The following is a 12,529-nucleotide window of genomic DNA, read 5'->3' on the forward strand; positions in this document are numbered from 1 at the left end:
TAAAAGAATCGTGCGAACGCGTTAACGGTAAAGAAGTTTATTTAATTCACGAACCCATGGCAGCTGCGATTGGTATTGGTATAGATATCATGCAACCAAAGGGTAATATGATTGTAGATATCGGAGGTGGCACAACCGAGATTGCTGTTATTGCTTTAGGCGGAATTGTTTGCGACAAATCGGTTAAAGTTGCTGGCGACGTTTTCACAAACGATATTGTATATTACATGCGAACTCAGCACAATCTTTACGTAGGTGAAAGAACTGCTGAAAAAATAAAAATACAGATTGGCGCTGCAACCGAAGATTTAGAATTGCCTCCAGACGAAATGAGTGTTCAAGGTCGAGATTTATTAACAGGAAAACCAAAGCAGGTTCAAATCTCTTATCGCGAAATAGCCAAAGCATTAGACAAATCCATTCTTCGTATTGAAGACTCGGTTATGGAAACGCTATCGCAAACACCACCAGAATTAGCTGCCGATATTTACAATACCGGTATTTATCTTGCAGGCGGTGGATCGATGTTAAGAGGATTAGACAAACGACTTTCTCAAAAAACAGACCTGCCCGTATATATTGCTGAAGATCCGCTTCGTGCTGTGGTGCGTGGCACAGGAATTACGCTTAAAAATCTTGCCAAATTCAAAAGCATTCTGATTAAATAATAGTTTAACATGCAACAAATTATAAACTTTGTACTAAGAAATAAAACATTTCTTATGTTCATGTTATTGTTTGGATTATCCATTGCACTTACTATTCAAAATCACAATTATCACAGAAGTAAATTCTTAAATTCTACTAATTTTATTAGCGGAGGCCTTTTTGAAATCAAGTTTGGTATCACACAGTATTTCGGATTAAAAAATGATAATGAACTTCTTTTGGAAGAAAACAAAAACTTACGAAGCCAGTTGCTTAATCAACATCAAACAGAAGCCAATTCAACCATAGATTCCATTAATATTTCGGGCAACTATGTCATTTATTCGGCCCAAGTTTACAAAAATAGTTATGCTTTAAATAACAATTATTTAACTATTAATAAAGGTTCGAAAGATGGTATTAACCAAGATTTTGGTGTTTTCACATCCAAAGGAATTATAGGAATTATTGATGCGACCACCAATGGTTATTCGCGAGTACAATCTATTTTAAATACCAAAAGCCGGATAAACGCACAAATAAAAAATAGCAGTCATATCGGTTCTCTACGCTGGAATGCTAAGTCTCCACAAATAGTGCAAATGGTTGATGTTTCAAAATTTGCACCTGTGAAAAATGGCGATACTATTATTACCGGAGGACAATCGTCCATTTTCCCTAAAGGAATTTTAATTGGGCTAGTTGATAAAATTAATCTAGAACCTGGTGGCGATACCTATTCCATAGATGTTGAATTATTTAATGATATGACCAATATTGGGCATGTTTATGTTGTAGAAAATAAAGATTCCAAAGAAATTAAATCATTAGATATCAATAATGAATAACCTCATAACCAAGAAAATAGCATCGTTTTTACTGCTCCTTCTCGCACAAGGTTTGGTTCTTAATCACATCAATTTTTTGGGATACATCAACCCTTTTATTTACGTACTATTTATTTTAACCTATCCTACAAGCAATAATCGCGTGTTATTTTTGTTCTTAAGTTTTCTTTTAGGTTTGTGCGTTGATGTTTTTTCAGACTCAGGTGGTGTGCATGCGGCCGCTTCTGTTTTTCTGGCATATGCCAGACCTCCTATATTAAAATTTTCGTTTGGAATGTTATACGATCATCAAGGAATTAAATTTAATCAATCGGAGTTTGGAAGTTTTATAACCTACGTTACATTTGGGGTAGTTACGCATCACTTAGTGCTTTTCAGTTTAGAATTTTTCAAGTTTTCAGAAATCGTAGAAATATTAAAAAAAGTAGTTTTTAGCAGTATTTTTACTATCATAGTATGTTTAATTACGAATATAATTTTTAGTAGAAAACGACGATGAGAAAATTATTATTATTTTCAGTGGTCATTTTTGTTGGGTTGAGTTTTATTGGCCGATTGTACTATTTACAGGTTTACAATACCAGTGAGTATAACATCTACGAAGATAATGCTATAAGAAAAGTTTACGATTATCCTAAACGGGGTTATGTGTATGACCGAAATGGAAAGTTGTTGGTAGCCAACCAACCCTCCTATGATTTAATGCTCATTCCAAGAGAAGTAAAGCCATTGGACACTACCGAATTTTGTCAAATATTAAATATTACAAAAGAAGATTTTACCCGAATTTACAACAAAGCTTATACCTATTCACCTAGATTGCCTTCTGTTTTCATTCCACAGCTATCAAAAGAAGATTACGCTACCTTACAAGAAAAATTGCGAAAATACGAAGGTTTCTACATTCAGAAACGTTCCCTGCGTTCCTATCAAACAACAATTGGTGCCAATGTTCTCGGAGATATTGGCGAAGTAAACGATGCTATTATAAAACGAAACCCGTATTACAATATGGGTGATTTAATTGGAAAACAAGGAATAGAGTTGTCTTATGAAGACATACTTAAAGGTAAAAAAGGAATCAAATTCATACAAAAAGACCGTTTTAACCGCGATATTGGTCCTTATAAAAATGGCGTTTATGACACACTTCCCGAACCCGGAAAAGACATAACAATCACCATTGATGCCACACTTCAGCAATACGGCGAATTACTAATGAAACACAAACGTGGCGGCATCATAGCAATTGAGCCCGCTACGGGTCAAATTTTAGCAATGGTCTCATCACCTACCTATAATCCTAATTTATTAGTTGGTAGAGATCGTTCAAAAAACTTTAACCAGTTGTACCGAGATTCCATTGCGAAACCATTATTTGACAGAGGTTTGCAGGCACAATACGCACCTGGCTCGCCGTTTAAGGTTATTAATGCACTTATAGGTTTGCAAGAAAATGTGGTTACAACCAACGAAAGTTTTGGCTGCAGGTTGGGTTATTATTACAATGGAAGGCGACTAACAGGCTGCCACAGTCATGGTTCGCCATTAAGTATGAATGACGGTATTGCCCAATCTTGTAATGCTTACTTTGTGAATGTATACAGACGCATCATTGATAAATACCGCGATCCAGCTGAAGGAATGGATATTTGGAGTGATCACGCAAAAAGTTTTGGATTAGGCGCTTTTTTAAATAATGACTTAGCGGTAGGACAAAGAGGTAGAATACCAGATGGTGATTTTTACAATCGCAGTTATGGTGAAAATAGATGGAGCTCTACTTATGTGGTTTCGAATGCCATTGGCCAGGGCGAGGTTGAAGCTACACCTATTCAGCTTGCAAATATGGTCGCAGCCATTGGAAACAGAGGCTTTTATTTCACACCGCACATTATAAAGAATATTGAAGGCGAAACTATAGACCCAAAATTCACCAAGCCAAATTACACAACCGTCGACAAACAACATTTTGAGCCAGTAGTGCAAGGCATGTTTGATGTTTATAACAAAGGAACGGCGCAAAGTCTCAAGGTGCCTGAGATAGAAATTTGCGGAAAAACAGGAACTGCCGAAAATTTTGTTAGAATAGATGGGGTTAAAACACAGCTTACCGACCATTCAATCTTTGTTGCTTTTGCACCTAAAGACAATCCAACCATAGCCATCGCTGTTTTTGTGGAAAATGGTTATTGGGGTAGTCGATTTGCGGGCAGAATTGCCAGCTTAATGATTGAAAAATACATCAAAGGCGAAATTACCCGAACTGATATGGAACGATGGATTTTAACCCATTCATTAGAAGATGAATACGCCAAGCCGCAATCCGGTCAACCATTCAAAATAAACAGAGAAACTACACTGAAAGTTATAGATTTTAAACCGTGAGCCGCGAAAACCAAAGACATTTTAAATTTGACTGGATTACCATTTTACTGTTTTTAATCCTTGTTTTTTTTGGTTGGATTAACATTATGTCTGCTTCACATAGTGGTGAGGTAATAAGTTATTTCGACATGAATGAACCCTACGGCAAGCAGCTGATATTTATTTTTTTAACCTTTGGCTTAATTGCTGTTATTCTGGCAATTGAAGCGAAATTTTACGAAAGATTTGCCAGTATAATTTATTTAACTTCCATCATTTCGTTAATAGGTTTGTTCATTTTCGGCAAAGAAGTTAACGGTGCTATATCTTGGTATGGCTTTGGTGGCATTACCATTCAACCCAGTGAATTTGCCAAGTTCGCAACGGCATTAGCCGTGGCAAAATATATAAGTGATTTAGAAACCGACCTGAAATCTATAAAAGATCAGCTTAAATTAATCATTATTATCACATTGCCAGCATTTCTTATTTTGTTACAAAACGATACAGGTAGTACTGTGGTTTACGTAGCATTTTTCTTTGTACTCTATCGTGAAGGGATTCAACAAATTTATCTAATCATGGGTATAACTTTGTTGTTAATTAGTGTATTTACCTTAAAATTCGGCATTATTGCTACACTCTTATTTTTTTGTATAGTTTTAATTTTACTGTATATAGCTCGACGGAAAAAAAGAGGACAAATTTTACAACTTTTAGGGGTGTTTCTGCTAATAGCTGCTATTTCAGTTGGGATTCAGCAGTTCTATAAAAACATGTTGAAACCACACCAAAAAGACAGAATAGAGCTTTGGCTGCGCTTAGAAAAAGATCCTCAAAAACTAGAGGAAATGAAACGTACCATTCTCTACAACCTTAACGAATCTGAAAAAGCTATCAGTAGCGGAGGTTTAAGCGGTAAAGGGTTTATGGAAGGTACCAGGACCACTGGTAAATTTGTGCCAGAACAACACACCGACTACATCTTTAGCACTGTTGGCGAAGAATGGGGCTTTCTTGGTAGCACATTTGTAGTACTTATATTCGTGCTACTTATTATAAGAATTTTGATTTTAGCTGAGGCTCAAAAAAATCACTTTAGCCGGGTGTATGGTTATTGTGTTGCCTCCATTTTCTTTGTTCACTTCACCATCAACGTAGGTATGGTCATGGGACTAATTCCGACCATCGGGATTCCTTTACCCTTTTTTAGTTATGGCGGCTCCGGACTTTGGGCATTTACCATCATGCTGTTTATTTTTGTAAAGCTCGATGCCAACAAAATTAACGAGTGGTAAACTTATTTAAAATGATAATCGCATTTTTTATTTTAAATTCTGAAGGCTTGCAGTAATGGTTTCAATTTTTGCCAAAGCATCTGTCTCTTTTTTGCGCTCATTCTCAATAACAGCATCAGGTGCATTGTTCACAAACCGTTCGTTAGAAAGTTTTGCCTGTACCGATTTTAAAAATCCTTTTGTATAGGTCAGTTCCGCTTGTAATTTTTCTATTTCCTCATCAATATTGACTGTGCCAGCAATCGGAATAAAATACTCGTTACTGTTCACCCTGAAACTCAAAACGCCTTCTGGAGCAGCATTTACTTCGGTAATTGTAGTAACATTTCCTAATTTTTCTATGACAGGATGGTAGTCTGAAGAAAAACTATCATTATTAATGACGGATACATCAATGGCGTTTTTGATGTTTATATTCTTTTCCTTTCTTATAGCTCTTATACCTGAAACAACTTCTTTTACAGTTTCAAAATCTGAAATTAGTTTGGCATCAAATTTTTTAGCAATTGGATAATTTGCTACAATTAAAGCCTCCTCTTCAGTTCTAGTTTCCATTAACTGCCAAATTTCTTCAGTTAAAAACGGCATAAACGGATGTAGTATTTTTAAATTTTCTTCAAAAATTGCTTTAACATCAGCTAAAGTTTTAGAATCAATAGGCTGCTGGTATCCTGGCTTAATCATTTCTAATAGCCATGAACAGAAGTCATCCCAAATCAATTTGTAAATGCTCATTAAAGCATCGGAAAGTCGAAATTTACCATAGTTATCTTCAATTTCGGTAAGTGCGCTTTGAAATTTAGATTGGTACCAAGATATTGCAATTTTAGAGGATTGCGGTTGTTGAATATCGGCAACATCCCAGCCGTTTAGCAACCTGAAGGCATTCCATATTTTATTGGCAAATCCTTTGCCTTGATTGCATAAACTTTCATCAAACAGTAAATCATTCCCAGCTGCTGAACTTAGCAATAATCCAACTCTAACGCCATCAGCACCAAATACTTCAATGAGTTTAAGTGCATCTGGACTATTCCCTAATGATTTTGACATTTTACGTCGTTGTTTGTCTCTTACCAAACCTGTGAGGTACACATTTTTAAATGGGACCTCCTTTTTAAATTCCAGTCCTGCTACAATCATTCTGGCAACCCAGAAAAATAAAATGTCTGGACCTGTCACCAAATCGTTGGTTGGATAGTAATAATTTATATCGGCATTGTCGGGATTATTGATGCCATCAAAAACACTAATCGGCCATAACCATGACGAAAACCATGTATCTAAAACATCGGAATCTTGCTTTAAGTCATTTTTAGTTAAATTAAGATTACCAGATTTATTCTTGGCTAGTTCTAAAGCATTGTCAATAGTTTCAGCTACTACAAAATCGTCTTCACCATCACCGTAGTAAAAAGCAGGTATCTGCTGACCCCAAAGTAATTGTCGTGAAATATTCCAATCTCGGATATTTTCCATCCAATGTTTGTAGGTGTTATTGAAACGCTTTGGAAAGAGTTTTACAGTTTCATCTTCCATAACAGCCTTCATCGCCGGTTGTGCCAAATCTTCCATTTTTAAGAACCATTGGTCGGAGAGTCGCGGTTCAATAATAGCCTTGGTGCGTTCCGAAATTCCCACTCTATTGGTATGATTTTCAATTTTCAGTAATGCATCTAAAGATTGGAGTTCTTTTACGATAAGTGTTCTAACCTCGAATCTGTCCTTTCCTTCGTAATGTAAACCATAGCTATTGAGCGTGGCATCGTCGTTAAAAATATCAATGATTTCTAGCTGATGTTTGTCTCCTAATGTTTTGTCGTTTTCATCGTGTGCTGGCGTTACTTTTAAGCAACCCGTTCCAAATTCCATATCTACATATGCATCTTCAATTATCGGAATAACTCTATTGAAGATAGGTACGATTGCCTTTTTTCCTTTTAAATGAATAAAACGCTCATCGTTTGGATTTATACAAATTGCAGTATCGCCTAAAATCGTTTCAGGACGCGTAGTGGCAATGGTTAAAGTATCTGAAGAACCTTCTATTTTATAATTGAGGTAATACAATTTTCCTTCTTGATCAACATATTCAACTTCCTCTTCAGACAAAGTAGTTTTTGCTTCTGGATCCCAATTTACCATGCGGTAACCTCTGTAGATTAGCCCTTTGTTGTATAAATCAACAAAAACTTTAATTACGGATGCGCTCATATCTGGATCCATGGTAAATTTGGTTCGGTTCCAATCGCAAGAACAACCCAATTTCTTTAATTGTTCCAAAATAACGCCACCATATTCATGGGTCCATTCCCAAGCATGCTCCAAAAATTCTGTTCTTGAAAGGGTGTTTTTATCAATCCCTTCAGCCTTAAGCTTAGCCACTACCTTTGCTTCGGTAGCAATAGAGGCATGATCTGTTCCAGGCACCCAACACGCATTTTTTCCTTGTAAACGCGCTCTCCTGATCAATACATCTTGAATGGTATTGTTGAGCATGTGGCCCATATGTAAAATCCCAGTTACATTTGGAGGCGGAATTACAATAGTATACGGGGTTCTATCATCTGGTTTTGAACTAAAATAATCGTTGTTCATCCAGTAGTCGTACCACTTTTGTTCTACCTGATTTGCATTATAATGTAATGGGATTTCCATGCTTTGGTATTGTTTTTGATATATAGTGAGCAAAAGTACTTATATTTATTTTTTTAGGAAATAAATGACTGCTTAAAGTAGCGCAATACGGTCATTTAAAAATAAATTTGTGGTAATACATCTAATTTATTTTGCTAAAACATAAAAAGAAAGTAATTTTATCTAACAATTAAAAATGAAGTGATGAAAAATGTAATTACTATTTTGTTTTTTGGTTTACTTAGTGTTGGTGTTTTTGCCCAAGATAAAGTAGCAAAAATTGAATTTAAAACCGAAACCATTGATTATGGAACCATTGAAAAAGGAGCTGATGGCCTCAGAACGTTTGAGTTCACCAACACTGGTGAAGCGCCTTTAATAATTTCTGATGTAAAATCAAGCTGCGGCTGTACTGTTCCTAAGTGGACCAAAGAGCCGATCATGCCGGGTCAGAGTGGTGAGATTCAGGTGAAATACGATACCAATCGTGTCAACCCGATTAGAAAAACGGTAACTGTTATCTCTAATGCTGCAACTCCAACAGTTGCCTTAAAAATAAAAGGAACCGTAATTGATTCGTCTCAAAACAATATTTTAGAAAAAAAATCTAAAAGTGTTATTGAACAATAATACGCGCAGTTAAAGTTAGAAAAACCTCCAAAATTTGGGGGTTTTTTATTTAAATACATTTTCCAACTTAAATTGGATAGCAAGATTTTTGTTATTGCGTTGAACGATCATTCGAATCGTGTTGCCAGTTTTGAGATAGAACATTTTATTGACAACCTGAAGACTCAAATTTTGAGTGGCCTTGCCATTTATTGAAATGACCACATCACCAACCTTTATTCCTGCAATTTCGGCGGCAGAATTAGGTCTTACAACCACCACTTCAAAGGATGGTTTTAGGTTATATCCATACGTTACTGATGTGGTAATTAATACACCCGATTCATTATCTCTGCCGTACATATCTGTGAATTTAGGACTGATCAATTCTTTCACGACTCTCAGTCCGCGCTGTTCCAAAACAATACCGCTCTTATTATACTCAAATGGCAAGTTGTAATTATTGTTCTTTTTTAAAGTTAATTTAGCAGAAGGATAATCAACAATTAAATTAAATCGTCTTAACAATCCTCCTGAAATACTTCCATTTCTTTCTTTAAATGTTTTTGCAATAGAAATAGATGACGAATCTGGAAAAGCAGCATTCACATCCTGAAACATGAAAGATTTTAGTTTTAGCTGACTCACCTTCGACCGTTTTCCGTAAACACTTCCGCTTAATCCTCGGCCTAAATAATCGTCAAAATATTTATCCCCCTTGGGCTTAATACCTATAGAATCGTTCTCAAATAACCACAAATCATCGCTTCCTCCGGTATCTATCAATAGTTTGACGGAATTTTGTTCATTTTGAGTAAGGATGTCAGCCTGCAAATACGGTTTGTTATTGTTAAAACTCAAATTTAAGCTTTCGCATTTTCGACATGGTCTATAAGTATAAGTTTGAGGGTTGTGAAGTTTTATAAATTTTCTTCGATAATTGATTTCAACAATAAAATCCTTGAGCAGATCATAACCAATAATACCATGTACTGGCACCCCTAATATTGGGGTAAAATTAATGGAATTGTCGAAAACCACGTACAAATCTTGATTCGGATTTATTGCCTTTCCTATTCTAACAATATTTTTTTCAGACTTAATGGATGATACCGCTCCATCAGCTCCTAAACCCCTTAAGGAAATTGTTTTAAGGTTTTTGAGATGTAAGCTATCAGCAAAATTTAATATATTAAACAATATCGGTCGACTAACGCCGGTATCTAAAATAAACGAAAGTTCAATACCATTTACCGAAACAGGCATGATGATTAAATTGTCTATTAATTCAAAATTTATCTTATCGCTTTCAGTGTTTAATAAATTGAATTTACTCTGAGCAAAAACGAAGCAAGTCGTATAAAAAAAAATTAGCGAAAGAAATAAAAAACGTTTCATGGGACCAAAATCAAACCTACAAATGAAGATACAAAGGAATTATTACAACCCATATTTTTAGTATAATTTTTAATTATTCCTTAAGAAAAAATTGCAACTTTGTGCATTATAAAAATAGCTATGCCAAAGATTTCTCAAAAAGGGCAGCACATGCCTTCATCACCTATTAGAAAATTGGTGCCATTTGCGGAAGCCGCTGAAAAAAGGGGTACCACTGTATTTTATCTCAATATTGGGCAACCTGATATTAAAACACCACAATTGGCCTTAGATGCTGTGAGAATTCACTCGCTAGAAACCATTGCTTACACCAGATCAGAAGGCTCTGAAGATTACCGGAAAAAAATCGCCAAGTATTACGAAAAAAATGATATTCATGTTAATCACAACGACATCATTGTAACCACAGGCGGAAGTGAAGCTTTATTGTTTGCTTTTGGAACAGTAATGGATGAAGGCGATGAAATCATTATTCCCGAACCATTTTATGCTAATTATAACGGATTTTCAACAGCTTCAGGCGTGAAAGTAGTCCCAGTAATTTCCAAAATTGAAGATAATTTTGCCTTACCACCGATTGAAGAATTTGAAAACCTGATTACGTCAAAAACACGCGCAATTTTAATTTGTAATCCAGGAAATCCAACAGGTTATTTATATTCTGAAGCTGAAATTAAAACCTTAGCTGAAATTGTAAAAAAACACGACTTATTTTTAATTGCCGATGAAGTGTATCGCGAATTTGTGTATGATGATGTTAAACACTTTTCCGTATTACAAGTTCCAGGATTAGACGAACACGCTGTAGTTATAGATTCTGTATCGAAGCGTTACAGTATGTGTGGTGCGCGCATTGGATATTTGGTTTCAAAAAATAAGACGTTTATTAGTACAGCCTTAAAATTTGCACAAGCGCGACTCAGTCCGCCAACATTAGCACAGATAGCCAGTGAAGCGGCTTTGGAAACACCACAAAGTTATTTTGATGAGGTAAAAGCAGAATACATGCAGAGACGGAATACTTTAATGACAGCACTCGAAACAATTCCTGGTGTTAAAGTGGCCAAACCAAATGGCGCCTTTTATTGTATTGTTGAGTTACCCGTAAAAAACGCCGATGACTTTGCCCAATGGTTACTTGAGAAATTTGAGTACAATAATCAAACAGTAATGGTAGCGCCAGCGGCTGGATTTTATTCGACACCTGGGGTTGGATTAAACCAAATAAGAATCGCTTATGTACTCCATGAACAAAGTTTAGTTACCGCCGTGAATATTTTAAAAGAAGCTTTAAAAGTTTATAAAGATTAATGCTAATTGAAAAAAACTTTTCCTTAAAAAACCACAATACATTTGGAATAGATGTAAAGGCTAAAGCATTTGTTTCGGTTGAAAGTTTAGAAGATTTAAAGGCTGCATTAAATACATCAAGCTACGAGAACAAATTTATTTTAGGTGGTGGCAGTAATATGCTTCTCACTAAAAATGTTGATGCGCTTGTAATCCATATCAATTTAAAAGGCAAAGAAGTAGTCAATCAAACAAAGGATGAAGTTCACGTTAAAGCCTATGCGGGTGAAAACTGGCATGAATTCGTTGTTTGGTGTATAGAACAGAATTTTGGTGGCATTGAAAATTTATCATTAATTCCAGGAAGTGTTGGTGCTACACCAATTCAAAATATTGGCGCCTATGGTGTTGAAATTAAAGATGTTTTTATTAGTTGCGATGCCTTAAATGTTAAAACTGGCAACATAAAAACCTTTTTCAATGAGGAATGCCAGTTTGGTTACCGAGAATCCGTTTTTAAACAAGACCTAAAAAATTTGTATATAATTCTAAGCGTTACTTTCAAACTCACTTTCAAAAATCACCATATAAAAACCAACTACGGTGCGATTACAACAGAATTAGAACGTTTTAATATTGAAAATCCCACTATAAAGGATGTATCTAAGGCGGTCATCGCTATTAGAGAAAGTAAACTTCCCAATCCTAAAGAAATTGGTAATAGTGGCAGTTTTTTCAAAAATCCTATTATAAAAAAATCACACTATCTTAAACTTTTAGAAAATTTCCCTGAAATACCGCATTATGCAGTTTCAGAATCTGAGGTAAAAGTACCTGCTGGTTGGTTAATTGAACATGCCGGTTTTAAAGGAAAAACCTTTAAAAATTATGGTGTGCACAATAAACAAGCACTGGTTTTGGTTAATTATGGCGACGCTAGTGGAAATGATATTTTAAATCTTGCAAATCTTATTCAGCATACGATCAATCGGCTTTTTGGCATTCAAATAGAAATGGAAGTTAATGTGTTTTAAAACTTATATTTTTAATAATTACGGTAAAAACATATTTAAAAAACAAAAAACCATTACATTAGTAGTTCTTGTATAAACATAATTATTTAAGAATATTGTCTTGTAGTACCGAACCAATAAAATTTTCTACAAAAAAATCGCCAACCCAACCATAAAACCGAAGATCCTTGAGTCAAAATTTAGAAGACGAAATTACGCAACTGCTTAAAGAAGGTGATCAGCATGCACTAAATCTCCTTTACGAACATTATTCCGCTGCTTTATTCGGGTCGATTATTAAGGTAACCAATAATCAAGAATTGGCTGAGGACGCCTTGCAAGAGACCTTTGTGAAAGTTTGGCGCTATGCCGATAGGTATGATTCTAAAAAAGCAAAGCTGTTTACCTGGCTGTTTAGAAT

Annotated in this window: 11 protein-coding genes; 9 read left to right on the forward strand and 2 right to left on the reverse strand. The window is 35.3% G+C overall.

Features of this window, described 5'->3' with window-relative positions; all coding sequences use genetic code 11:
• The 5 genes from mreB to rodA form a co-directional block, all read left to right on the forward strand.
• Positions 1-668: rod shape-determining protein MreB (gene mreB / locus V7Z48_RS12405; protein WP_334113870.1), on the forward strand; the 668-nt coding region annotated here is incomplete at its 5' end.
• Positions 669-677: 9 nt separating this feature from the next.
• Positions 678-1,496: a rod shape-determining protein MreC gene (mreC, locus tag V7Z48_RS12410; protein WP_334113872.1), complete on the forward strand. Its 819-nt coding sequence runs from the start codon at positions 678-680 to the stop codon at positions 1,494-1,496.
• On the forward strand, positions 1,489-1,995 hold the full coding sequence (locus tag V7Z48_RS12415) for a rod shape-determining protein MreD (protein WP_334113873.1): 507 nt from the start codon (positions 1,489-1,491) through the stop codon (positions 1,993-1,995). The genes mreC and V7Z48_RS12415 overlap by 8 nt, the downstream gene beginning before the upstream one ends.
• On the forward strand, positions 1,992-3,884 hold the full coding sequence (gene mrdA, locus V7Z48_RS12420; protein ID WP_334113874.1) for a penicillin-binding protein 2: 1,893 nt from the start codon (positions 1,992-1,994) through the stop codon (positions 3,882-3,884). The genes V7Z48_RS12415 and mrdA overlap by 4 nt, the downstream gene beginning before the upstream one ends.
• On the forward strand, positions 3,881-5,161 hold the full coding sequence (gene rodA / locus V7Z48_RS12425) for a rod shape-determining protein RodA (RefSeq protein WP_334113875.1): 1,281 nt from the start codon (positions 3,881-3,883) through the stop codon (positions 5,159-5,161). The genes mrdA and rodA overlap by 4 nt, the downstream gene beginning before the upstream one ends.
• 27 nt (positions 5,162-5,188) lie before the next feature.
• Here the strand turns inward: rodA and V7Z48_RS12430 are convergent, their stop codons facing one another.
• Positions 5,189-7,819: a valine--tRNA ligase gene (locus V7Z48_RS12430; RefSeq protein ID WP_334113876.1), complete on the reverse strand. Its 2,631-nt coding sequence runs from the start codon at positions 7,817-7,819 to the stop codon at positions 5,189-5,191.
• Between the two features lie 183 nt (positions 7,820-8,002).
• Here V7Z48_RS12430 and V7Z48_RS12435 point away from each other — a divergent pair, with 183 nt between their 5' ends.
• Positions 8,003-8,428, forward strand: a complete 426-nt coding sequence (locus tag V7Z48_RS12435) for a DUF1573 domain-containing protein (protein WP_334113877.1) — start codon at positions 8,003-8,005, stop codon at positions 8,426-8,428.
• 45 nt (positions 8,429-8,473) lie between these two features.
• Here the strand turns inward: V7Z48_RS12435 and V7Z48_RS12440 are convergent, their stop codons facing one another.
• Entirely contained in the window at positions 8,474-9,673 is a 1,200-nt protein-coding gene (locus V7Z48_RS12440) for an aspartyl protease family protein (protein WP_334113878.1), read from the reverse strand.
• A gap of 252 nt (positions 9,674-9,925) precedes the next feature.
• Between V7Z48_RS12440 and V7Z48_RS12445 the strand changes: the two genes are divergently transcribed.
• From V7Z48_RS12445 to V7Z48_RS12455, 3 genes are all read left to right on the forward strand, one after another.
• Positions 9,926-11,116, forward strand: a complete 1,191-nt coding sequence (locus V7Z48_RS12445) for a pyridoxal phosphate-dependent aminotransferase (protein WP_334113879.1) — start codon at positions 9,926-9,928, stop codon at positions 11,114-11,116.
• On the forward strand, positions 11,116-12,129 hold the full coding sequence (murB, locus tag V7Z48_RS12450; protein ID WP_334113881.1) for a UDP-N-acetylmuramate dehydrogenase: 1,014 nt from the start codon (positions 11,116-11,118) through the stop codon (positions 12,127-12,129). The genes V7Z48_RS12445 and murB overlap by 1 nt, the downstream gene beginning before the upstream one ends.
• Positions 12,130-12,296: 167 nt before the next feature.
• Positions 12,297-12,529, forward strand: a 233-nt coding sequence (locus V7Z48_RS12455) for an RNA polymerase sigma factor (RefSeq protein ID WP_334113882.1), incomplete at its 3' end; no start/stop codon positions are given.

The sequence above is a fragment of the Paucihalobacter sp. genome (assembly GCF_036825875.1).
Lineage (GTDB): Bacteria > Bacteroidota > Bacteroidia > Flavobacteriales > Flavobacteriaceae > Paucihalobacter.